General features: G+C 43.2%; 19 protein-coding genes. 8 read left to right on the plus strand and 11 right to left on the minus strand.

The features are described from left to right. The first annotated feature begins 417 nt into the window (after positions 1-417). Positions 418-5,055, plus strand: coding sequence for a glutamate synthase large subunit (gene gltB, locus ABM313_RS00080; protein WP_434688594.1), 4,638 nt, complete (start codon positions 418-420; stop codon positions 5,053-5,055). Positions 5,056-5,124: 69 nt separating this feature from the next. Here the strand turns inward: gltB and ABM313_RS00085 are convergent, their stop codons facing one another. The 9 genes from ABM313_RS00085 to ABM313_RS00125 form a co-directional block, all read right to left on the minus strand. Further along, positions 5,125-5,532 carry a hypothetical protein gene (locus ABM313_RS00085; protein WP_434685675.1) on the minus strand — a complete coding sequence of 136 codons (408 nt, stop codon included), beginning with the start codon at positions 5,530-5,532 and terminating at the stop codon, positions 5,125-5,127. A gap of 133 nt (positions 5,533-5,665) precedes the next feature. Beyond that, positions 5,666-5,995, minus strand: coding sequence for a hypothetical protein (locus tag ABM313_RS00090; protein WP_434685676.1), 330 nt, complete (start codon positions 5,993-5,995; stop codon positions 5,666-5,668). A gap of 19 nt (positions 5,996-6,014) precedes the next feature. Further along, the gene (locus ABM313_RS00095) at positions 6,015-6,362 is read right to left on the minus strand and encodes a papain fold toxin domain-containing protein (RefSeq protein WP_434685677.1); all 348 of its coding nucleotides are present in this window, start codon (positions 6,360-6,362) and stop codon (positions 6,015-6,017) included. A 33-nt stretch (positions 6,363-6,395) separates the two neighbouring features. Continuing rightward, positions 6,396-9,407 carry a COR domain-containing protein gene (locus ABM313_RS00100; RefSeq protein ID WP_434685678.1) on the minus strand — a complete coding sequence of 1,004 codons (3,012 nt, stop codon included), beginning with the start codon at positions 9,405-9,407 and terminating at the stop codon, positions 6,396-6,398. A gap of 67 nt (positions 9,408-9,474) precedes the next feature. Then, positions 9,475-9,816 (minus strand): DUF5615 family PIN-like protein, encoded by a 342-nt coding sequence (locus tag ABM313_RS00105; RefSeq protein ID WP_434685679.1) that lies wholly within the window; start codon positions 9,814-9,816, stop codon positions 9,475-9,477. 2 nt (positions 9,817-9,818) lie between these two features. Next, complete coding sequence (locus ABM313_RS00110) at positions 9,819-10,115, minus strand: DUF433 domain-containing protein (RefSeq protein ID WP_323262516.1); 297 nt, start codon at positions 10,113-10,115, stop codon at positions 9,819-9,821. A 102-nt stretch (positions 10,116-10,217) separates the two neighbouring features. After that, positions 10,218-10,469: a hypothetical protein gene (locus tag ABM313_RS00115; RefSeq protein WP_434685680.1), complete on the minus strand. Its 252-nt coding sequence runs from the start codon at positions 10,467-10,469 to the stop codon at positions 10,218-10,220. Positions 10,470-10,532: 63 nt separating this feature from the next. After that, complete coding sequence (locus ABM313_RS00120; RefSeq protein WP_434685681.1) at positions 10,533-13,100, minus strand: TIGR03960 family B12-binding radical SAM protein; 2,568 nt, start codon at positions 13,098-13,100, stop codon at positions 10,533-10,535. Positions 13,101-13,167: 67 nt separating this feature from the next. After that, entirely contained in the window at positions 13,168-13,896 is a 729-nt protein-coding gene (locus ABM313_RS00125; RefSeq protein WP_434685682.1) for a Uma2 family endonuclease, read from the minus strand. Positions 13,897-14,004: 108 nt separating this feature from the next. On the opposite strand from ABM313_RS00125, the gene ABM313_RS00130 reads away from it, so the two are divergent. After that, on the plus strand, positions 14,005-14,625 hold the full coding sequence (locus ABM313_RS00130; RefSeq protein ID WP_434685683.1) for a hypothetical protein: 621 nt from the start codon (positions 14,005-14,007) through the stop codon (positions 14,623-14,625). Between the two features lie 16 nt (positions 14,626-14,641). Here ABM313_RS00130 and ABM313_RS00135 read toward each other — a convergent pair whose 3' ends face one another. Continuing rightward, positions 14,642-15,205 carry a Uma2 family endonuclease gene (locus ABM313_RS00135; RefSeq protein WP_434685684.1) on the minus strand — a complete coding sequence of 188 codons (564 nt, stop codon included), beginning with the start codon at positions 15,203-15,205 and terminating at the stop codon, positions 14,642-14,644. A 125-nt stretch (positions 15,206-15,330) separates the two neighbouring features. Here ABM313_RS00135 and mfd point away from each other — a divergent pair, with 125 nt between their 5' ends. The 6 genes from mfd (at position 15,331) to ABM313_RS00165 (ending at position 24,475) form a co-directional block, all read left to right on the plus strand. After that, complete coding sequence (mfd, locus tag ABM313_RS00140; protein WP_434685685.1) at positions 15,331-18,765, plus strand: transcription-repair coupling factor; 3,435 nt, start codon at positions 15,331-15,333, stop codon at positions 18,763-18,765. A 59-nt stretch (positions 18,766-18,824) separates the two neighbouring features. After that, the gene (gene tnpC, locus ABM313_RS00145; RefSeq protein WP_434685686.1) at positions 18,825-20,180 is read left to right on the plus strand and encodes an IS66 family transposase; all 1,356 of its coding nucleotides are present in this window, start codon (positions 18,825-18,827) and stop codon (positions 20,178-20,180) included. Between the two features lie 35 nt (positions 20,181-20,215). After that, the gene (locus ABM313_RS00150; protein WP_434685687.1) at positions 20,216-21,121 is read left to right on the plus strand and encodes an Rpn family recombination-promoting nuclease/putative transposase; all 906 of its coding nucleotides are present in this window, start codon (positions 20,216-20,218) and stop codon (positions 21,119-21,121) included. A gap of 189 nt (positions 21,122-21,310) precedes the next feature. Continuing rightward, positions 21,311-23,074, plus strand: a complete 1,764-nt coding sequence (locus tag ABM313_RS00155) for an EamA family transporter (protein WP_434685688.1) — start codon at positions 21,311-21,313, stop codon at positions 23,072-23,074. Positions 23,075-23,167: 93 nt separating this feature from the next. Then, complete coding sequence (locus tag ABM313_RS00160) at positions 23,168-23,893, plus strand: hypothetical protein (protein ID WP_434685689.1); 726 nt, start codon at positions 23,168-23,170, stop codon at positions 23,891-23,893. Between the two features lie 78 nt (positions 23,894-23,971). Beyond that, a complete protein-coding gene (locus tag ABM313_RS00165; protein WP_434685690.1) occupies positions 23,972-24,475 on the plus strand; it encodes a hypothetical protein in 504 nt (167 codons plus the stop codon). Between the two features lie 32 nt (positions 24,476-24,507). Here ABM313_RS00165 and ABM313_RS00170 read toward each other — a convergent pair whose 3' ends face one another. After that, positions 24,508-24,858 carry a hypothetical protein gene (locus ABM313_RS00170; RefSeq protein ID WP_434685691.1) on the minus strand — a complete coding sequence of 117 codons (351 nt, stop codon included), beginning with the start codon at positions 24,856-24,858 and terminating at the stop codon, positions 24,508-24,510. Positions 24,859-25,219: the final 361 nt, after the last annotated feature.

Genomic DNA, 25,219 nt, shown 5'->3' on the forward strand with positions numbered 1-25,219 from the left:
AGTGAGTCGAACATAAGAAAGATCTTTGTCGCTTATAATCAGTAATGCCCCACTTAAAAAATTCATACTAGAATATTTACTTAGTACCTATGCACAAGGCTAAGTAAAGAGCTATGCTCTAAAATCTGCTTTCATTCAAATGATTGAACGCAAGCTTGGTTCAAATGTTAAGTCTTGGCTTAGAACTCAAGCTCTAACTAGGGTAAGAGTGACAATTTGCAATAATCTTAAGCGATTTAAGTCAGTCTAAAGCAAATTTCTGTAAGCAAGATATTAACAGTTTTGCATCTGTTAATAAAAAGCTTAATCTAGAATTAACAATGTACAAGGTACGAAGTGACGCAGTGAGAGCTTCATCACCCACCTTAAGAATCTCATAATTTCAACATATATTTTTTGATAGCAACAGATAATCCGATGGAAGTGAGCCGCGTGAATACAAGTCAGTCTAATCAGTCTGGAACTAATAATCTTGTCCAAGGGCCCTACTGGCTGGTGGAAGAGCGTGATGCCTGTGGGGTAGGATTTATTGCGGACAAAGAAGGTCGTGCTAGCCATAAGATTGTGAGCAATTCTCTCAAAGCACTGACTTGTATGGAACATCGCGGCGGATGTAGTGCCGATCAGGATTCGGGCGATGGGGCAGGTTTGATGACCGCAATTCCTTGGGGTTTGTTACAAAAGGAATTCACAGATTTGACCATCAATCCTGAGTATTCAGCTTTGGGGATGTTTTTCTTGCCACAGGATAATGATCATGCGGCTAAATGTCGCGCCATTACCGAGAGAATTGCCGCAGAAGAAGGCTTAAAACTCCTACGATGGCGAATTGTGCCTGTAAATCCAGAGGTATTGGGTGTGCAGGCTAGGGAAAATCAACCCCAAATCGAACAAGCGATTTTCGTGGCTGATGCCGATCATCAACAGACCGATCAGATCGAGAGAGCGATTTACATTACCCGTCGGCGCATTAAACTTGAGGTCAAAAAGCTAGCTCCTGATCTCCCCAGCGATTTTTATGTGCCATCCCTTTCTAACGCCACTGTCATTTATAAAGGGATGGTGCGATCAGCGGTATTAGATGCGTTTTATGCAGACCTGCAAAATCCTGATTATGTGTCGGCTTATGCGATCTATCACCGTCGTTTTAGCACCAATACTCTACCAAAATGGCCCCTTGCTCAACCGATGCGTTTTCTCGGTCACAATGGTGAAATTAATACTTTGCAGGGAAATACCAATTGGTTCCTTGCTCGTCAAGGCGATCTCACCCATCCTACTTGGGTAGACGCAAAGGGCGATCGCCTCAAGGATTTGCTACCAATTCTTAAGCCAAATGAGAGTGATTCAGCAACACTCGATCACGTTTTTGAATTGCTAATTGAGACAGGGCATAGTCCACTTGAGGCGATGATGATCCTTGTGCCAGAAGCCTATGAGAATCAACCAGATTTAAGCGATCGCCAAGCAATCGTTGATTTCTACGAATATTACAGTGGCTTACAAGAAGCTTGGGATGGACCTGCTCTACTAGCCTTTAGTGATGGCAAAATCGTCGGTGCGGCTCTGGATCGCAATGGCTTACGTCCTGCTCGTTACATGATTACTAGCGATGGCATGGTGATTGTTAGCTCAGAAGCAGGAACTGTGGATATTCCTGAAACAGATATCATCGAAAAAGGTCGCCTTGGTCCTGGACAAACGATCGCTGTGGATTTGCAAACCCATGAGATTCTCCACAACTGGGAAATTAAGGAACGGGTTGCTAAAGCTCATCCCTATGGTGAATGGATTAAACAATATCGTAAGAATCTAGAAGTCAAACCTTTTGCAGAAGCGCCAACCCTCGATGAGCAGAAAGTTCTCACCTATCAAACCGCCTTTGGCTACACCCTCGAAGATGTGGAAATGGTGATCGAAGCGATGGCTCAAGATGGAAAAGAGCCAGTTTTCTGCATGGGTGATGATGCACCCCTTGCATTTCTATCGCAACGTCCCCACCTGCTCTATGACTACTTTAAGCAGCGCTTTGCACAGGTAACAAATCCACCAATCGATCCTCTCCGTGAGGGAACGGTGATGTCTTTATCGATGTTTTTAGGAGAAAGAGCGAATTTGCTCCTTGCCACTCCTGAAGCGGCTCATCAGATTAAGATATCCAGTCCTGTCATCAATGAGACTGAGCTTGAAGAATTGCAGAATTTGGGTTTTGCGGCGACGCAGTTAGATATGCTGTTTGCGATCGCCTCAGGAGCTGATGGACTGAAGGAGGCGATCGCTAAGCTCAGTGATGCTGCTGTGAAGGCGGTTCGCGATGGTGCAAAATTGTTGATTTTAAGCGATCGCAACTTGAGCGCTGAAAGTGCCTATATTCCACCTCTGTTAGCCGTGGGCGCTGTCCATCACCGTCTCTGTGCCGAAGGGCTTCGTATGAAGGCTTCGATCATTGTGGAAACGGCTCAATGCTGGAGTACCCATCATTTTGCGTGCTTGATCGGGTATGGAGCCAGTGCCATCTGTCCTTACCTAGCCTTTGAAACCACACGCCAATGGTGGGGCAAAGCTAAAACTCAAATGCAAATGCAGCAGGGCAAAATCAAGGCTCTGACAATTACTCAAGTGCAAGATAGCTATCGTAAAGCAGTTGAAGGCGGCTTACTAAAAATTCTCTCGAAGATGGGAATTTCACTTCTGTCGAGCTACAGTGGCGCACAAATTTTTGAAGCGATCGGTATTGGCGAAGAAGTAATTACCAGTTGTTTTAAGGGAACAGTTTCCCGTGTTGGCGGGGTTAACTTCGCCGATATTGCGTCGGAATTACTCAGTTTCCATTCTCAAGCCTTCCCTGAATTGCAAATCAAAAAGCTAGAGAACTACGGCTTTGTGCAGTATCGCCCCACGGGTGAGTACCACATGAACAGTCCTGAAATGGCAAAGGCTCTGCATAAAGCAGTAGCGGGTGATGGCTATGACCATTACGAAGTCTATCGGACACAATTACAGAATCGCACACCAACGGCGCTACGAGACTTACTCGAATTTAAGAGCGATCGCCCTAGCATTCCCCTAGACGAAGTTGAAGATGTTTCTGAAATCCTCAGCCGCTTCTGTACAGGAGCCATGTCTCTGGGAGCCTTGAGCCGTGAAGCCCACGAAGTCTTAGCGATCGCTATGAATCGCGTTGGCGGTAAATCGAATTGTGGTGAAGGTGGCGAAGATCCAATTCGCTATCTACCAATTAATGATGTGGATGCTAACGGCATTTCCGCAACATTCCCTCACCTCAAAGGCTTAAAGAATGGCGACACCGCTAACTCAGCAATTAAACAGATTGCATCGGGACGTTTTGGAGTCACTCCTTCCTATCTAGTCAGTTCCAATCAACTAGAAATTAAAGTTGCTCAAGGTGCGAAACCTGGAGAAGGCGGACAGTTGCCAGGACCAAAAGTCAGCAGCTATATTGCCATGCTCCGAAACTCCAAACCAGGGGTATCGCTAATTTCACCACCTCCACACCATGACATCTATTCCATCGAAGACCTCGCGCAGTTGATTTATGATTTGCATCAGATCAATCCCACTGCGAAGGTATCGGTTAAACTGGTATCGGAGATTGGGATTGGCACGATCGCCGCAGGTGTAGCTAAGGCAAACGCCGACATCATCCAAATTTCAGGTTATGACGGTGGTACGGGCGCATCCCCCTTGAGTTCGATTAAGCATGCTGGCTCACCTTGGGAACTTGGGCTAGCAGAAGTGCATACGGTGCTGATGGGTAATAAATTGCGCGATCGCGTTCTCTTACGTGTCGATGGCGGATTTAAAACTGGTTGGGATGTGGCGATCGCGGCTCTCCTCGGTGGTGAAGAATACGGCTTTGGTACGGCAGCGATGATTGCTGAAGGTTGCATCATGGCAAGAGTTTGTCACACAAACAAATGCCCTGTCGGTGTCACTTCGCAACTAGAACAGTTCCGCAAGCGCTTCCCTGGAACACCCGAACATGTGGTCAACTTCCTTTACTTCGTCGCTGAAGAAGTTCGTCAAATCCTTGCTAAGCTCGGTTACAAATCCCTCAAAGAGATCATCGGACGTTCCGACCTATTGGCTCAGCGTCAAGACTTGCAACTCGCCAAACTGAATCTCAATCAAGTAGATTTAGGTTGTCTCATCAATCTCCCTGACACCAAGAGCGATCGCAGTTGGTTAGAGCATTCTCCAACTTCCCATAGTAATGGTGCAGTTCTGGATGATGAAATCTTGGCAGATCTCGAAGTGCAGGAGGCGATTGCTAATCAAACCGATTTAAGTAAAACCTATGCGATCGTCAATACTGATCGTTCAGTGCCTGCGAGAGTATCGGGGGCGATCGCTAAGCAATATGGCAACTCTGGACTGGCTAGCCACCTCAACCTCGAATTTGTAGGCGCAGCAGGTCAAAGCTTCGGCGCATTCAATATCAATGGCTTGAATCTATCCCTAGTCGGTGAAGCTAACGACTACATTGGTAAAGGGATGAATGGTGGCACAATCAGCATCAAGCCAAAATCTGATTGCACCTTCAATCCTGCGGACAATGCCATCATTGGCAACACCTGCCTATATGGTGCAACGGGTGGCTATCTGTTTGTACATGGACGTGCTGGCGAACGCTTTGGAGTGCGGAACTCTGGTGCAAAGGCAGTAGTAGAAGGAACAGGTGACCACTGCTCTGAATATATGACGGGTGGTGTAGTTGTAGTTCTAGGAACCACAGGTCGTAATGTTGGTGCTGGGATGACAGGCGGGATTGCTTACTTCCTCGATATTGATGGCAAGTTTAAAGAGCGCTTAAGCCAAGAGGTTCTCAAAGTCCAGAGAGTTTGCACCGCCGCAGGTGAGAATCAGCTAAAGGAATTGATTCAATCTAGCTATGAGTATACTGGTAGTTCTAGAGCGAAGGAAATTCTCGATAATTGGTCTAGCTATTTGCCGAAGTTCTGGCAGGTTGTGCCACCTTCAGAGCAGAATAGCCCTGAAGCAACGGATGCAGTGCCTGTAGCAGCAACTGTTTAGAATCAACAAAAAAAGAGGGCATATGCCCTCTTTTTTTTGTTGATTCTAAGAGATTGTTGGAGAAGTATCCTAAGCAGGCAGATTTTTATTAACTTCTATCACAGTAATCTTACCGTTTTCGACTACGGTATTGCCCATAATTGTGTTGTGCATTGCCTCAAACTTCGATTCTGCATCGATTGTACATTCAAAATGCAGTATGACATGGTAAAGCTTGCTAATTGCTTCTCCATCAGGCGATCGCTCCACGGTCAGCATATCCACATTTTGCTGTTCTTCAGCAATCTGGCGATACTGCTCTGCTAGCTTTTCTAAAGCGATCGCAATGGAATGTTCTTGGGTTTGACCATAACAATTAATGGTGTTTTGGGAGGGATCTAGCAATGGGTTTGATAGCTGGCAAAGATAATAACCATTATTCTCAAGGGTTACAGTGATGGAAATGTTCTCACTATTTAGGTTGGGATTGGGATTCATGCATGTTGTTTGGTGTAGGTTTATAGTGGAGTTTGAGAAGTTGATGAACGGGTAATACCTGCATGGCTTAGGTTTGACCGTCATTATCACTAAATTCGACTTCGTAGACTTCGGGTGCGAGAATTTCGACTGATCAGGCGGTTACTGCTTGTTTAACTTGATCTCGGACTTGAAACTCTCTTAAGAGTTTAAAAAACATTTCAAAGCCTGTCTTTTCATCGTGACAGGAGAGCATGATTAGTTTTGCCCATGAGGTAACGGATCTTACGCCTAGTTTTTGCTGTAGCCAAGGCTGAAATTCGTTATAAAAGTCTTCTTCTTCTTGGGTGAGTTCTTCATTGATCTGACTTCGTGCAAATTCATATCCAGCCAAAAACATAAATAGATCGCTAACAGATTGACGACCTAAATACATTCCTGAGTTCTTTTCGATCTTTTGTAAAAGCTCAAATAGTCCAATCATTTTATGCCTCTCAAAAATGTTACAAATTAGTTAGTTCATCGACTACAAAAGAGCCACTCAGACAACTAAAGTCTTTTAGCCAATCTGCACGGGACAAGCCTTCAGCAGACAAATTATCAAATACCTTTCCCATGACTTCTACTCCATAATGAGTCCCATTTTCAGTTATTGATTCTTCTAATCCATAGCGATCACTTGTGATAAAGTTGTCACTACGGCGTTTGGTTCGTAATCGTAGGATTTTTGCTTCGATACCCCGCTTTTTTAGCCAACGCATTACGGTTAGGGCGCATTTATCACATTCTAGTAATGGATAATTAATCGTAATCCTACCAATTGCTTGCCAGATTTCCTCCTGTTTTTCCATGGTTGAAGTAATTTTTATGTTTTTTAGGATTAACTAGCTTTTGGGCTTATGAAAGAAATCACTAATCTTACTGAGAAAAGCATCGTACAGGGTCGCTTGCTTTAGAACTGCGAGAATAACTGTCTCAAAGGATTGTCCTTCCATTTGTCCTGTGGCTTTGAGTACAAAAATTACAGCAATAGTCATCAGCAGAATAATTGAAAACATTGCCACAATTAGCTGTGTAATATTCAAAATCCCTGCGAATGCAAGCACTAAAAACGCTGTAGTTGAAAATAGAAATCCAAAAGATATTGATGCAGCAATCACTGAGGGAAGTTGTACTTTCTCTGATTGGGGTAAGTTTTCGGGTTGGGGCTTCTCAGGTTCGGGCATGATATTTGCTTGTTGGTTGATGTTGTGGATATTAACATTTACAATAGGCTGCGATCGCCGATCGCTATCCCAATCGCTTTCTCGTAAGCCTTCTTTTGAACGCGATCGCCTGTCTTCGATACCATCAATAAGTTCGCGGATATTGTATCTGTGCTTAGCATTTTCAGGATAACAGGTTGTCTCACCATCATCTAATAATTGGAGGAGGTGCTTATAACTGACAGTAACTTGGAGATTATCGGGGAGAACGATACGCTCATCGGGAGTAAGTTTTGGACGGTCATGAATATCGTCAAATTTGTCGCGAATTACGGAGAGAAAATTGTGGCGGGTGTAGGGATTGCCTTTGATTTTGACAGAGATTTTGGTGTCTTCGAGATCGGCTTTGATGTAGGCGAAGTTGCCTGTATCGGAGGCGAGGATTACGCCTGTACGCCAGTAGGTGCGGCTGTTGGTGTGGGCGATTAGTTTGTGTGCTTTGACGATGAATCGGGAAATGACGCTATTGGGTAGGACTTTATCGTAGCGATATTCAAATCTCAGGCAGTCGTCCCATGTGCCTGTGTGGGGTTCATCTTTGGGTAGTAAATCGGGAATCAGGTATTCGGGATAGTCTCGATCGCGGGAGTTTTCCATTGCAAAGCAAAGCTCGAATTTTTCCATCATTCTGAGAATGAATTTACGCGCTTCTTCAGTAGTGTAGCAGTCCTGTTCTTTGCTAGATTTGGGCTGAAAGATACGCTCTGTATCTTTCCAATGCAATACGCCCTGATATTCTGTCATCAAGAGGTTATCGTTAATTATTTTGTATACGCCGACTGTGACCCATTCAGGCTTGAGAACGTTAGTGTTTTTGAGGTGTTTGTCATTGGTAAAGTCGATGATATTGGTGTCTTTGAGTCGTTTATCATCAGCGAAGTTGAGAACGATGCCCAGTTCATGCAGGAGGCGGACAAGGGTATGGCGCGATGATTCTCTAGTGATGCCCGTTTCGATACATTTTTGTTCGTATTCCTGATAGGTGATGTAGTCGCGATCGTCCTGTTCCAGTTTGTCCTTGAGGTTTAGCCATTTGACGGGTATGGGATCGAAGACATGGGGCATTTCGTTGGCGATGATTTCGGTGATTTTTTGTTTGAGTTCGCTAATCCCTAACCCTGTGGCGCAGGATGTGCCGATAAAGCCTTTGATGTTGGGATATTTGGTTTGCAAGCCGTGGCGATCGAGGTCGAGGGGATGGTCATCTATTTTATTGCCGACAATTATCACGGGGGCTTGATTTCCGAGACTTTCAATCAGTTTCAGCCAATATTCGATGCGATTGGCAAGTTCGTCTTCGCGGGTGTTGATGACTAATAGATAGAGGCTGCGCTCGGTGAGAAAAAACTGATGGGTGGCGTGCATGATTTCCTGTCCGCCAAAGTCCCAAACCCGCAGTTTCACTTGTTTATTGTTGGCTGTAATCTGCCAATCGCGAATATTAATGAGATCGGTTTTGCGTTCATCTGCATTAAATTTATTGTCGATTAAGCGATTGACCAGTGAGGTTTTGCCTACGGTTCCCTGTCCAACTAAAATCACTTTCGCTTCGTTTAATGGCTGTCTTTCTCGCTCTAACCAAAAATCAAAAATCGCTTTAGGGTTTTCATGTTCATCAAGAATTTCTGGCGGAATTGGTAAGAGATTATCTCTAAGATCAAGTGTATACAGATGGGGTAATTGGGTGATAGCGTTTGGTATTTCCGTAATTCGGTTACCAGAAAGGTAAATCTCAGTAAGATTGGCTAATTGGGTGACAGCGTCTGGTATCTCCGTGATTTGGTTGTTATCGAGGGAAAGCGTATTCAGATTAGCTAATTGGGCGATCGCATCTGGTATCTCTGTGATTTGGTTATTATCGATGGAAAGAGCATTTAGATTAGCTAAGTTGGCGATCGCATCTGGTATCTCTGTGATTTCGTTGTTATAGAGGTAAAGCGTATGCAGATGTGGTAATTGGGTGATAGCGTTTGATATTTCCGTAATTCGGTTACCAGAAAGGTAAATCTCAGTAAGATTGGCTAATTGGTTGATAGCCTGTGGTATAGACTTGATTTGGTTGTTATCGAGGGAAAGCTCCGTCAGATTTGCTAAGTTGGCGATCGCATCTGGTATTGTCGTGATTTGGTTGCTCTCGAGGCGAAGCTTTGTCAGATTTGCTAATTTGCCAATCGCATCAGGAATTTGCGTAATTTGGTTGTCACTGAGGTCAAGCTGAGAGAGATTGGCTAAGTTTCTGATCGCATCAGGAATCTGCGTAATTTGGTTGGAACGGATGTCAAGATCAGACAGATTGGCTAAGTTAGCGATCACATCAGGAATCTGCGTAATTTGATTAGAACGAAGTTTAAGTTGAGTTAGATTTACTAATTTGCAGATCGCATCAGGAATCTGCGTAATTTGGTTGTATGAAATATGAAGTTCTTTGAGATTGGTTAATTGACAAATCTCTTGAGGAATGGAATTTAAATGGTTTCCTGCATTATACCTACCTAAAATCAATCTTCCCAGACTTTGCAACCGTCCAATTTCGCTCGGCAATCCTTCCAGATCCTTCCCCGACAGATCGAGTTCTGTCCATCCCTCTCGTTCTGCTTGGGCGATTATTGCCAATAACTCTGCATCATTCATAAGGAAAAAGTAGAAAGGAAAAAGGAAAAAGTGTTTTTTTAGCTTGCAATTTAATCTGAAATATTATTCATAGAAATTCCAATACATTTTTTATCGATTCATGGGAAGTTCTTTGCAGCAAAGCTAACAGCCTTCGCAAAGCTTCACCAATCGGCAACTGCGGCGACACAATAATTCCGAAATGTTCCTGTTCTGAAATCACATAGTCATTGTGCAGCAAAACAAAATCTTTCACATTGAAAGTAAACATACAACTAGCCTGCTCGACCGCATACTCAATCTGTTCGCGATCATTTCTTCCCTTCCGTCCCAACTCCTGCACATGAATTGCTTCATATCCCCTTTTGCGTAAAGCCGAAGCCAAGTCAAGCTGCACATCTTCATCTAGCAATAACTTCACCTTAGCCATCTTTAATGACCTGCTTTAGGATGAACTAACGCCCGACTCTTCCAATACTCGATATTAGAAGACTCTTCCAAATCCTTCTCAACTTCCTCCTGATGATCGAAATAATAGGCAAGTGCCGAATGTACCTGAGAAGGTCGTAAATGGGAAAGCACACTTAAAATTTCATCCACATGCATCCCCATCTGATAATACCCCGCAATCCGCCGTACCGTTACTCTTGTACCTTCAATAATTGGCACACCACCCGCAATCTCAGAACTAGCGGCAATATAAGGATAAATTGTTGCGGTAATACTCATAGTTTCAGGTAATAACGAACTAATTATATTTTACAAGATTTTTAGATAGGCGATCATAGATCTTTTTAGATAAAATACCAGTATCGAGAACTACACGCTGACTCATTTCTGACCATATCCTTCCATATACTTCTGATTAAAAGAAAGATCGTCAACGCCACCTTCAACAGCCCCTTCCCATTTTTTGAGTAAATCACGAGGAGAACCTTGGGGTTTTTTAGTAATTGGGCATTCAGATTCTTGGGTAACTTGCCGATCTCCCAACTCAAACGTGAGAAATTCAATAAATCGCAAAACTTGTTGCTGTTGCTCAGTGCGAAGGAAAAATAAAATCGATCTCCACCTACTTCCCAATATGAGCGAACTATTTCTATTACGGCAAAGTAAGGTGACTTAAGCCACCTTACTTTATATTTGTTAGCGCATCGATTCGCGATGAACCTTGACTAATTTAATTTCATCTTCTTCTGCAAGATACTTATTCATCATATAGACCACATACTCAGGTTTGAGGTTGCTATCAGGCTTGCAACTTCCCATGAAATGAATTTTAGGGAATTCAGGATCAGGGTTGATTACATTGATCGCAAAAAGGCGATCGCGTAATTCCAACATTTGATTGCGACCCGATTTCGAGACTTTTGGCATTTGGATTGAAGTAGCCGCTAGCACACAGTAACTCGCACCTTCCAGTAAATCCATAATGTCCGCCGCATTGCGTTCCTTAGACGTAATAAAAGCACAAGTAAGCGTATATTCGGCAACTTCGAGCATCGCATCCAAAGAAGGCGCATGAACAGGAACTTCCTCGATCGCATAAATTGGCAGATCCGCATCTAATTCTACTTTGAAACGTTCTTGAAATTCTTCAATGGGTATAGTTGCCGTTAGCTCAAAATCCACAAATTCAGCGCTGCTAGTCTGACCGAGAGGCAAAGCCTTCGCTATAGAAATACGTGGTAAGGGATTGAAGCCTTCAGTATGAGCAATGGGCAAAGCGGCACGCCTAGCAGCACGCTGAAAGAAGCGATGCAAGTCTAGATGAGAAATTAGACTCATATCGCCTAATTTGCCAAACTTGAGGCGGATGCGTTGGACTCTAGGCGGTACTTTGGGCTTCTCTAGGGAAATGGGTGGCACTTCAGGCGGTGGAATCACCTCGTTATGTCCAAATTCAGGACCACAGACTCCACAATGGGAACAACCACCAAAGGAACAGTCAGGAACGATCTGAGCCGCGATCGCTCTTTCCCAATCTTCGATCAGCCATTGCTTATCGATACCCGTATCAATGTGATCCCAAGGTAAAGCATCCTCCATTTTTAACGATGGTGCATCCCAAACTAGATCTGCTTCAGCAATTGCCTGTGTCCATGCACCAAAGGCTTTTTCGGTATTTTCAAACCATGAATCCATACCCGCGCCCAGTTGCCATGCACGATACAACACTTTACCCAAACGGCGATCGCCCCGCCCGACAAAGTCCTCCATCGCACTGATGCGAACTTCCGTATAGTTCACTTTCACTCCACTGAGACGACGAAACTCCTTGCGAAGTAATTGTTGCTTCCGTACAAACTCACCACTAGAGACGGTGAACCATTGGAAAGGTGTATGGGGCTTGGGCGTGAAGTTAGAAATAGTCAAGTTAAAGGAAATTTTCTTTCTTCCCTTTTGTGAACATTCATTTTGGAGCCATTCCACTGTATTGACAATACCAATTACATCTTCATCGGTTTCTGTCGGTAAGCCAATCATGAAATAGAGTTTGACCTTGTCCCAACCTTCGACATAGGCAGTTTTTACCCCTTGCAATAGCTCTTCATCGGTCAAGCCCTTATTAATCACATCCCGCAAGCGTTGGGTTCCCGCTTCAGGTGCAAAGGTTAGCCCCTGTTGACGACCATCACCACTACGCAGCATATGGGCAATATTCTCATCAAAGCGATCAACTCTTTGGCTAGGCAATGAGAGCGTCACATGTTCTTCTTTGAAGCGATTCTTGATTTGTACGCCTACTGATGGTAACGCGAGGTAATCAGAACAGGAGAGAGAAAGTAAAGAGAACTCGTTATAGCCAGTTTCACGAATGGCTTTCTCAATGGTATCGACAACTTTTTCAGGCTCGACATCACGGGCGGGACGGGTAAGCATCCCTGGTTGGCAGAAACGACAACCGCGCGTACATCCACGCCGAATTTCAATAGTAAGGCGATCGTGGACAGTTTCCACTAAGGGGACTAAGCCTATGCTATGTTCGGGCATTGGTGTCGCCACACGCCGCAATGCACGGGGAGAAACATCGCTACGGTTGGGAGTAACTGCGCCTGTTTTCTCATCCATATCATAGAATTCTGGAACGTAAACCCCATCGACTTCATTGGCAAGATCTAGTAAGGTTTCACGACGAGTTTTACCTGCAAGTTTCGCGGCTTTGAGAACTTCTCCAATTTCAGGTAATAGTTCTTCGCCATCACCGAGAGCAAAGAAATCAAAGAAGTCGGCATAGGGTTCAGGATTAGAAGTGGCAGTTTGTCCCCCTGCAAAGATTAATGGGCATTCCTCAATACTTAATTCGCCCCTTTCACTCCATGTCATGGGAATATTGGCTAGGTCAAACATTTCCAAAACATTGGTTGCGCCTAGTTCATAACTTAGGCTAAAGCCTAAAATGTCAAATTCCCGCAGCGATCGCTTAGACTCGACAGCAAACAAATCTGTTTTGGTTTCGCGGAGTTTTGCTGAGAGGTCAGGTGCGGGGAGATAGGCGCGATCGCAAAGTTGCCCATCTTTAGAATTAATAATGCTGTAAAGGATGATATGTCCCAAGTTTGACGCACCCACTTCGTAAATCTCAGGATAAGTAAGTGACCAGCGCACGATCGCCTCCTCCCAAGGTTTATGCACTGCGCCAAATTCGTTACCTAAATAACGGGCAGGTTTGAGGATTTCAGAGTTAAGTAACTGTTCTACGGGTACAGGCATGATTTCACGACGATATGAGCTAAACCTATTTTACATTTAGCGCGAACGCGATTCCAATAGTGGCATTTTACTCTTCAGAAATACCAAGCGATCGCAACTTTGCCAATAATAATTCCACCTGTTTTTGTGCAACATCAGCCCTTTGCTTTTCGATTTCTGCCCTGTGCTGCTCAATATCTGCCCTTTCCTCTCCCGTGAGATAGCGATCGCCTCGTTCATCGAACCAGCTTAAAACTTCACGTCTAAAGCGATCGCTAGGCAATACATAGCGACCTATACCTAAACCGATCTCTGGCATCCACAATGGTTCACCAATCTGTAATTGGTAATTACCATCAACCAATTTATAAACCTCTAAGGGCAAATGTCCATCGCGCCGCCAGAATTGAGGATTATAAATCACGTAATATTTGACACCTAATTTGCGATAAATCTCTAATTTCTTTTCATACTCGTCGCCATAGGTATGGGATACCACTTCTAGGGTCAAAATTGGGGCGGTATAATCTTCTTCCCACATGACATAGCTCCTACGCGACTTGCCGTTTTTGCGGCGCTCAACACCTAAGCTCAAAAATCCATCGGGAATTATGGGAACTCTGGGACTTATATCAGTAGTGTGATAGATGCCCATATCGACACCAAAGTACCAATCATCGCGACTTTTCCAGATGTATTCCAGTAGGAATAATAGTAAATTTGGTAAAAAATTCTGGTCTTCGTTATCCACAGGCGTATCGTCAGAATCGGGTAATTCGTCACTAGTGGGTAGATGTTTGAGATCGATTTGTAGCATCGGAATCACCTTAAAAGTATCTTAGCTATCTGATGGGTATTATAGGCGATCGCAAAATAAGTAAGCCAAACAAGTAAAATGAGAGCATCATAAAAAATACAGGATTTTATGGCATACCGTGACTTCACTTTTAGTAAGGTCAAAGAAACTTTTCAGTTATCCGTTGACGAAAAGACAAATCTTTTTGCAGATACAGCCAAAGTTACACCGTCCCAAATCCTGACGACACTACTTCAAGAAAATCTATCTTTTGCGATCGCTGTTGGCACTGAGAAAGCGCGATCAGAATTTATTATTGCTCAAGTTTTAAGTGAAGTTCGCCGCCAATTGAACTATAAAATTTCATTGTTTTCTGGCTCAGAGTTTACAGTTGATCGCGATCGCGGTTTGACAGGATTTTGTGATTTTTTATTGAGTAGTTCTGAAGAACAATTAGAAATCACGGCTCCTGTGGTAATTATTGTTGAGGCAAAGCGAGAAGATATTTTTGGTGGTGTTGGTCAATGTATTGCGGCGATGGTTGCAGCCCAAATCTTTAACGAACAGCAGCATAACGAAATCCCAATTATTTATGGAGTCGTTACTAGTGGCACTAACTGGCGCTTTATTAAGCTAGAACGAAACTTAGTCCAGATTGATGCGGTGGAATACTATATTAGCGAGGTGGATAAGATTTTAGGAATATTATTAGAGCCATTGCGATCAGTTTCTCAGCTTGTAAGTGTTTAAATTGCTGTAATTTCATTTAAAAACTAACATCTTCATAAAGATCTTGAAATTTCCCTTCAAAATTAATACTTAATAGTTGAAAACTGTCTTGCTCTCCAGAATATGTTTCTAAAAACCAGCGTCCCTCTTCTTTGCGAAAGCAGTCAATTCTTTGACGTTTTGTATTTACGAGAACGTATTCTTCTAGACTGTCTAACTGCTGATAATCAGCAAACTTATCGCCTCTGTCAAATGCTTCTGTAGATTTTGATAGAACTTCAATAATTAGTTTAGGAAAACGCTTATGATTTGGGGTTTGGGTATCTCTAGGATCGCAAGTCACCATCACATCGGGATAGTAAAATCGATTCAATACATCTATCCGTGCTTTCATATCTGACATATAGACTCGGCAACCAGATCCACGCAAATGGTTGCGAACAGCAAAAGCCATATTCAAGGCGACCGTTACGTGAGGATCATTTGCTCCAGCCATTGCATAAACATATCCATCGATATATTCATGTTTGATATCGCTTTGTTCCTCCATTTCAAGATATTCATCTGGAGATATATAGTTAAATTTTGGATTGGCAATCATGGCTTACTTACAGTGAGTTGCTAGTAGATATTTTTCAGTTTAACCTTTAACCTTCATCACTAAACTACTAAATAATATTGCTAAACTTTGATATATTGCCATTTTCTCATATTGTCTTTTAGCTCATGCCATTTTCCTCAGTAATTCGTTCATTAATCCGATCGCCTCTCACTGATGAACTAGAGAGTAAGCTGATGCGATCGCATCAACTCACGCTTTCGGGTTTATCGCGAGTTGGTAAAGGGCTCGTTAGTTCGACTCTGAGCCAAAAACAAGAACGGCTGATGTTGGTCATTGCTGCCACAATTGAGGAGGCAGGGCGCTGGTCAGTGCAGCTAGAAACTATGGATTGGCAGACCGTGCATTTTTATCCCACTTCTGACGTACTGCCCTACGAACCCTATGCGCCTGAATCGGAGGTCGTTTGGGGACAAATGCAAATTTTGGCGGATTTAGTCAACTGGGACGAACGGGAAGGAGAAAAGAAAAAAGTAGTGATCGTGGCAACCGATCGCGCTCTCCAGCCACATTTGCCCAGCCCTAAAGAATTTAAAGAATATTGCTTATCTTTAGAAGTTGGCACAGAGGTTACACTGAAGGAAATGTCAGAGAAACTTACTCTGATGGGCTATGAGCATACATCAACGGTCGAGACAGAAGGACAATGGGGAAGACGTGGCGATATTATTGATATTTTTCCTGTTTCCAGTGAAATGCCTGTGCGGATTGACTGGTTTGGCGATGAAATAGAACGGATTCGAGAATTCGAGCCTTCTACCCAAAGACCACTCGATAGCATTCCCTCAGTGATTCTAGCACCGATTAGCTATGGGCATATTTTAGGCAAACTACCATCAAATGAGCGCGATCTACTAGATGATGAATTCAGCGTTCAAGGATTTGCAGTTCATCCCAAATCTACAGCTTCTCTATTAGACTATTTGCCGACTTCAGAGAACTGTTTGGTAGTAATTGATGAAATCGATCAATGCAAGGCACACTGCGATCGCTGGTACGAATCCGCCGAAGAAATTGCTCCCCGTTCCCACGGGAGTGTGACTGGGGGTGAGGGCAAACTCCATCGCTCCTTTGCTGAATGTTTAGAACAAATATCCAAGTTTGATCGCCTTGAATTATTTGAACTAGGTGAAGAAAATCGCGGCGTGAATATGTCCAGTCGGTCGATTCCTGCAATTCCCCATCAGTTCGGCAAAATTGCCCAAACCATCCGTGACTATCGCGAACAGAAATATAAAATCATTCTCATCTCCGCCCAACCTTCGCGCACAGTAGCACTGCTGCAAGAGCATGATTGCCAAGCCCAATTTATTCCCAATGTCCGAGATTATCCTGCGATCGACAAAACCCATAATCTCCGCATCGCCGTTGCTTTAAAATATTCGGGCATTGCTGAAATCCAAGGTTTTGTGCTTCCCACTTATCGGATTGTGGTGATCAGCGATCGCGAGTTTTTTGGACAACATGCCTTGGGTACTCCCAACTATGTTCGCAAACGTCGCAGGGCAGTTTCTAAACAAGTAGATCTCAATAAACTCTCCGCAGGTGACTATGTTGTTCACAAAAATCATGGCGTGGGTCAGTTTATCAAATTAGAAAAATTGACGGTCAATAATGAAACTCGTGAATACCTAGTTCTCAAATATGCCGATGGATTGTTGCGCGTCGTCGTCGATCAGATGTCAATTTTGTCGCGTTATCGGGGTATGAATGAGGGTAAGCCAGAACTGCATAAAATGACTGGCAAAGCGTGGGCAAACACTACTGCTAAAGCCAAAAAAGCAATTAAGAAAATTGCTTTTGATTTGCTAGAACTTTACGCTAAGCGATCGCAACAAGTAGGATATGCTTTCCCTCCAGATAATCCTTGGCAACAGGAAATGGAAGATTCTTTCCCTTATCAAGCGACTCCTGATCAATTGAAGGCGACTCAGGATGTGAAGCAAGACATGGAAAGTTCGCGCCCAATGGATCGCCTCGTCTGTGGCGATGTGGGATTTGGCAAAACTGAAGTTGCTATCCGTACAATTTTTAAAGCCGTCACAACAGGAAAACAAGCGGCGCTACTGGTTCCGACCACGATTCTCGCACAGCAGCATTATCACAGTTTGCAAGAGCGCTATGCAGCTTATCCTGTGAATATTGCACTACTTAATCGCTTCCGCACTACATCCGAGAAAAAAGAAATTTGTCGTAAGCTGAAGACTGGAGAACTGGATATTGTTGTCGGAACGCATCAACTTTTATCCAAAGATGTGGAATTTAAAGATTTAGGACTATTGGTCATTGATGAAGAGCAGCGCTTCGGAGTTGCTCAGAAAGAAAAAATCAAAACCATGAAAACGGAAGTTGATGTTCTTACCTTGTCAGCGACACCAATTCCTAGAACTCTCTATATGGCTATGTCTGGCGTGCGTGAAATGAGTCTGATTACGACACCACCCCCTTCAAGGCGATCGATTATGACGCATTTATCGCGTTATAACCCCGAACTAGTTCGCGCTGCAATTCGGCAGGAACTTGATCGCGGTGGTCAGATCTTTTATGTGGTGTCGCGCATTGATGACATTGAGGAAGTTTCGGCACGAGTTCATGAAATGTTGCCATCGGTACGCATGGCGATCGCTCACGGACAGATGCCCGAATCAGAACTAGAAGCAACGATGCTCAGTTTCAACAGTGGTGAAGCCGACATGATGATCTGTACTACGATTATCGAATCAGGGTTAGATATTCCCCGTGTCAACACGATCATTATTGAAGATGCTCAAAGATTTGGACTGGCGCAGCTTTATCAATTGCGTGGTCGGGTTGGTCGGGCTGGCATTCAAGCCCATGCTTGGTTGTTTTATCAGGAAAAAGGTGAACTCACCGATGTCGCTCGCAAACGACTCAAAGCAATTCAAGAATTTACCCACCTAGGGTCAGGCTATCAATTAGCGATGCGTGACATGGAAATTCGCGGTGTAGGGAATCTCTTGGGTGCAGAGCAATCAGGTCAGATCAATACGATTGGCTTTGATTTATACATGGAGATGCTGCAAGAGGCGATCGCCGAAATACGTGGCTCGGAGATTCCTGAAGTCGATGATACGCAAGTGGATCTCCCCATTACCGCCTTCATTCCTGCCGAATATATTCCCGATAGTGATCGCAAGATGAGCGCATACCGTGCGGTAGCCTCTGTAAGTTCTCGCCGCGAACTCAACCAAATTATCGAAGAGTGGAATGATTGCTATGGAAAAGTACCAGCACCTGCGATGCAGCTTGTCAAAGTAATGGAATTGAAGTTAATTGCTAAGCGCATCGGTTTCTCGCGCATCAAACCCGAAGGTAAACAGCACATTGTCCTAGAGTCTAAAATGGAAGAACCCGCATGGAAACTCCTCCATGAGCATCTACCTAGTCATCTGCGATCGCGCTTTGTTTATAGTCAAGGTAATGTCACCGTGCGTGGCTTAGGCACACTATCTCACGACAAGCAACTTGATAGTCTGATTGAATGGCTTGACATCATGCATCTTGCCAAAGCTGAAGCTTAATTAGTAATAGCTCAACGTAGGAAAATTGACAAAGGGGCAAAAGCTGATAAATTAAAGAAATGAAAGAACTACCCAACCTAAAAGAACTAACAGACGAGGCAAAAGAAGCCTTGATAGTTAAGTTATGGGAAGAACTACAAAAACTACAGAAACAGTTAGAAAAGAAACCAAAGAAGACTTCAAAGAACTCAAGTTTGCCACCAGCCAAAGGATTTAAAGCCGAAATCAATAATCAAGAAGAAATAGATAGCAAACGAGCAGGAAGCATAGGTAGAGACGGAGGAGGTCGCCAACTAAGTGAAAGCCCCGACCAAACGATCAAAGCAACTGTAAAAAGTTGTACAGAATGCGGGAAAGAGATCATCGAATCAATGCAGATATTACTGGAACGATACGACAAGATCGATATACCACCAATCAAGCCCATCGTTACCAGAATCGAAAGGTATGGATGCAAGTGTGAGCATTGCGGACAGGAACAGATAGCCACAGTACCAGTAGACATGGAAGCAGGTAGTCCCTTTGGAGAAAGAATAGCTGCGCTAGTGACAACGATGAGATACAGTCACGGTATAAGCTATGGAAGAATGCAGCAAATGCTGAGTGAAGTATTTGGCTTAGAGATATCAGAAGGAGGTATCGCCAATCTCTTAACAAGGGTGAAAGGACAACTAGAGTCGGAGGTGACAGGAATACTCCAAGCCCTAAAAACATCTCGTCTAGTATGCAGTGACGAAACCAGAGCAAGGGTAAACGGTAAAAATCAATGGGAATGGGTATTTCAGAACGAACAAGTATGTTTTCATATCATCCGACCGTCTAGAGGCGCAGATGTCATCGCCGAAGTGATGGCAGAGCATCAACCAGAGGTGTGGGTATCAGATTTGTTTAGCGCCCAAAAGACCAATCCAGCGACAGAATGGCAAGTTTGTCTTGCCCATCAACTCAGAGATTGTCAGTATGGAATTGATGCAGGAGACCAGATTTTCTCTGGCAGGATGAAAAAGCTGCTGCTACGAGCTTTGGTGCTGCGAAGGCGATGGTCGGATTTAGCTGACTCTACTCGTTATCAATATCGATGTCGATTGTATCGAGACCTCGACAATATTTTAGCTCTGTTACCTACTCAAGAAGATGGACTTAGATTACAGAAGCGATATCTAGAATTACGAGAAAACTTATTTCTGTTTTTGGATGACCACACCATCCCGCCAACTAATAACTCTAGCGAACAGGCTTTACGTTGGAGTGTCATTTTTAGAAAAGTTACGAATGGTTTTCGCTCCGATTGGGGGCGTGACTTATTTGCGGCTGTTCGTTCCATTGTCAATACTGGAAAAAGACAAGGCTTTTCTGCTTTTGAGTCCATTCTTATCGCTTTGAATCCTCTCAAATCATTGTTTTCTATAGGTTGAGCAATTACCTTAATTATTGAGAGCTAACGGTAGTTATGAAATTTATTAATCCCAAAATTGACTTTGCCTTCAAGAGAATATTTGGCTCAGAACAAAGCCATGACATTTTGATTAGCTTTCTCAATGCCATGCTTTATGATGGGCTTGATATCATCCAAGACTTAGAAATACTTGACCCATACCTTGCACCAAAGATACGTGGCATTAAAGATACCTACGTTGACGTGAAGGCAAATATTCGCAATCAAGGAGGTGAAATAACTTCTGTGATTATTGAAATGCAAGTGTTAAACGTAGAAGGCTTTGAAAAGCGAATTTTATACAATGCTTCCAAAGCATATTCTACTCAACTAGATATTGGTGAAGACTATACAATTTTGCAACCAGTCATTGCACTGACAATTACCGATTTTGAGATGTTTCCAGAGTTAGAACAGATTCTATCTCGCTTCATTCTTAAGGAAAAGACTTACCTTACTGACTATCCAGTTTATGATATTGAACTGGTCTTTATTGAATTACCCAAATTCAATAAAGAATTAGAAGAGCTAGAAACCATCACCGACAAATGGCTATATTTTCTTAAAACTGCGCGTAAGTTAGATGCTATACCAACAGTGATGGAAAATGAGCCAGCAATCAAAAAAGCTTTTGCGATCGCCAGTCAAGCCAACCTTAGCAAGCAGGAGCTAGATGATTTAGAGCGCCGTGCGATCTTTATCCATGACCAACGCAATGCCCTCAAAAAAGCAACCAGATTGGGGCTTGAACAGGGTAAGAAAGAGGGAATTCAACAGGGTATTGAGCAAGGTATCGAGCAAGGAGAATTAAAAGCAAAACTGTCGATCGCTCAGCAACTATTGGCATTCCTAGATGACGAAGCAATTTGTCAGAGTACAGGGCTAAGTTTAGATGCGATCGCCAAACTCAGAAATGGCTAAAGTGATCGCAAAATTTCCATGATCGCCATATTTTTTTGATCTGCAAATAAAACAAAATATGTCAGATGCTCAAATTAGTGTTATAAAGTTCGCAAACTAGACGCAACCAATTAAGCCAATTAAAAAATTAGTGCCAAACTTAGTCCCTAGCGTTATTTCAGATGGCATTGTTACGAGGTGATTTCTTCAATGGAGAGCAATAATATTCGTAGTAATAGTAATTACGAGCAGACCCTCGCGGGAGTCACCAAGGACTTGTCAGATCTGCGGGCAAATATCTTGGGCAAACTCAGCCGTGAAATTTTGATTTTACAAGCCCAAAAAAATGCCCTAACTGATGATATTCAGCGCCTCCAGTCTCAGCGTAAGGAGCTAGAGGTGTTAACTGTCGCGCAGCAAGGCATGAATCAGCAAGAAATCCAGCGCCAACAATGGATCGAGCAACTTGCCCAAGCGATCACCTATCATTTAAAAAATGATGTGATCGTCACTAACTCAAAGGTACTCAGTGATCATTCTGAGAATTTTGAGCAATTAATGCTTAATCTTGATGGTGCTATTCGAGCCACATTCCAGTCTTTACAACGGGATGTGGATACATATCAGCGCGATCTCGACGATCAGATGCAACGTATGTATACACAACGGCAACAAGGCGAGTTAATGCTCTCGGCTCTTGTTGAAAGAATTGATGAATACTTACGACGATCATCGGGCGATCGCTACACAGGTGGAAGTGTCGCGAGTAGTCCACCAATCAACTTTACGGGGACATCTGGTTTTGCGGGGGTGATCGGCACTAATGGCAGCAACACTGCACCTACTATTCCTAACGGCAATGCTAATTACGGTCAAATTCAGATTCCTACATTCAATAGTAGTCAATTTAGGCAATATGACCCAAATGACACTCGCCCCTATGCTGGTGATCCCACAGAACCATTTAACTCTTTAGAATCAGCTCCTTCGGTTCCCATAGCTCAACCAACTAAGAAGCTCAATGATTGGTGGTTAGGATTTATATTGGTATTAGGCGCTTCGGTAGTTTTGTCCTTGCAAAATATTTTGGTAAGGGTGATTTTCTCCAACTCCAGTATTTTTGGACTGTTTAGTTTTGGCGGATTGATTAAAGCCACTGTCCCCAACTCCTTCATGTTGTTACTGTTGCGAATGCTGTTCGCAACACCAATTATGTGGATGGTTGCTAAGTTTGTTTTTCGGGTGGATGTATTACGAGACTTTCAATATTTGCTCACACCTAACCGCAGATTGTTGTTCTGGCGGGTCGCTTTCAGCGCTTTACTGCAATTTGCCTCTTTTGCTTTCATTTATGTGGCTTTAGGCATTTTGAATCCAGGATTAGCCGTCACTCTATTTTTCATCTTTCCGACAGTTACAGTTTTGATGGCTTGGCTGCTGTTTGGCGATCGCCCTAGCAAGGAGCGCTGGTTTGTAATCGGGGTAATTTATGTAGGCATTATGCTAACCTACAATGTCTTTGGCGTGAATAAGCCTGATACTTGGGGAGTGATTGCAGCAATGCTTTCAGGAATTGCTTTCGCGGGATATATCATTACCTCTCAGGCTTGTTTTAAACAACTAAATCCTGTTTCTTTTACATCAATTAACTTTGCGATTATTTTGCTACTGTGTTTTGGGACATTACCATTCACCTTGGCTTCGATTTCCTTTAATAGCTCACTTATATTTATGTGCTTCTTGATTGCACTAACGACTTTAGGTGGTTATTTGCTGACCAGCTTTGGTACAAAGTTAATGGGTGCAGCGCAAGCATCGATTGTGAGTGCTAGTGGACCTGTGTTTACCACCTTCTTAGCATTCACAATCTTGGGAAACAAACTAGATTTTATCCAACTATTTGGGGTATTTCTAGTGACAGGTGGTGTGGGGCTGCTCAGCTTACAAAACATGTATAAGAAACCTGCTAAATAAAAAAGGTGAGATGGGCTTAGCGCCCCCTCACCTTTTTTATCTAAAATCCTGTAAAGTAGCTATTACAGTCCTTAGGGATAAAAGTGGCAATCAGTGGTCAAAACTTCACATCATTCAGAACAAGAATCAACTTCATCCTCATCGCAAACTCAACAATTCGTGCGATCTCTTTGGCGTGGGCTTGCCCGTGAGCAAGGTTTGCCAGTATGGGCTTTGTTAGCGATTTTTTTGGTGATGCTGCTACTGTGGAATTGGCAGCTAATCGCGGCAACCAGTGCGGGGATCTTTGCCATGACTGCGGTCTATATGATGCAGGACTGGAACTGGAATGTGATTTTGTGGCGCATTCAGAAGTTTTTGCAAAGTCCCTATCGCCACTTACCTTTATCAGTCGCGAGCGGCACGGTCACCGTTTTTTTGACCTATACAGTATTAGCTGTATGGTCAGACCAAGAAAATCATTGGTTAGCGTCAGCCAACATTTTGCAGCTTGTCGCAACTTTAGGGATTTTAGTGTTGCTCGTACGTCAAGCTTTTAGCCAATGGTTGCAACGTCAACAAAATAATTTTGATCAGCTTATTACTCAGCTAGCAGTAAATGATGATCTAGCAAGACTGATTGCCATTAAGAAAATCAATCAATATGTTCAAGATAATTGGTTGCCTGCTGCTCAAGAACGGGCGATCGCTGATTATTGCCAAGTATTGCTAAATCGCGAAACCGAGACAACTATGCGTGAGGCAATTTTTGAGACTTTAGAGTCATTGCAATCGATTACAGCCAAACCTGCTCTTCAGAGATCAGCCAATAATATTTAGATGATTAAGCCGCGCTCTGCGCGGCTTAATCATCTAAATTCAAGATATTAATCACGATCTAACGTTAACTAGAGATTCATGCAAACTAAAGATCAAATTCTCGATCGCCAAGTTGCTTTATTAGTTCAGAGTACACCTGATGAAGAAACGGCTAGTGCAGTCAGTTTGATTGCATCAGTACTAAAGGCGATCGCTCAAAATCTTAGGCATACAATTTATTTTGTGATTCAAGATATTGAAGGTGGTTGGTTACTCACACCGCTTAGCAATCACGATAACCCTGAAATTGAAAAAACAACAATTTATGCCTATTGCGATCGTACGCCTGCCAATATTGATCGATTGCGATTAAATGATGAAAATCTCGAATGTGGAGAATATAACGTAATTGATATGCTGTTTCGCCTAATTGGGATGAAACAGGTGGACAGCATTGTATTTTTTGATCGAGCCACGGATACGCAAAACGGGATTGAAATTGTGCGCACCGATATTGAAGAATTATGCGAAAAACAAATTAAACGCGCTCAGTTTGGATTGCAAAAGCTAAACGAACTTAAAAATAATGCCAATATTGCCTAAATCAATAAAAGGGACGCTTCGCATCCCTTTTATTATTCATAGTCGATGAATCCACACATGACAGCACCATCGACAGAGCCAGTGCCACTTACTAGGCAAGCAAGACTATCCTTGTGACTTACGGTTACGATGCGGTCATAACTACGACCAGTAAGTAAACTGTCCGCGATCGCCATTACTTCAGGGGTGGTGTTAACTGCAAGGATAATTTGCTTGTTGTTAATATCAGCACTGTCATAACGGACTTCAGTTTGAGGAGCAGTAGGATTTTGATAAAGTGCGGCAATAATCGCTGTTTGAGCATTAGCTGATGTAGCAAATGCAAAACCTGAAATGGCGAAACCCGAAATGGCTAAAAATGTGGCGACGATTGTACTTTTCATGACTGCCTCTACTTCTACGTTCTCTAATTACTTGCAACGAATTAGAAAATCAAACTTTTATAAATTTAATTTTCTATCAAAAGTAGCGATAGCTACTTCCTTCTATCAATTCAACCGACTGGGTGATCTTTAACTTGTGAGTGATTAACTCCATGAAGTCATCATCTAGCTTTTTTTGATAATCACCAGTGACATCAGATATCTACCCTTGTGATTGCGATCGCACTCCGTAGTGATATAAAGTTTTGCGCTTAATTCCAACCCCCCAAAACGAAAGCGGTGCAAAGCACCGCTTTCGTTTTGGGGGGTTGGAATTTGCTAAAGGGAAAGCTTCACACAGACTCCACTTTCTAGGTTTTAT

Source organism: Pseudanabaena minima str. Chao 2107 (genome assembly GCF_051131155.1).
Classification (GTDB): domain Bacteria; phylum Cyanobacteriota; class Cyanobacteriia; order Pseudanabaenales; family Pseudanabaenaceae; genus Pseudanabaena; species Pseudanabaena minima.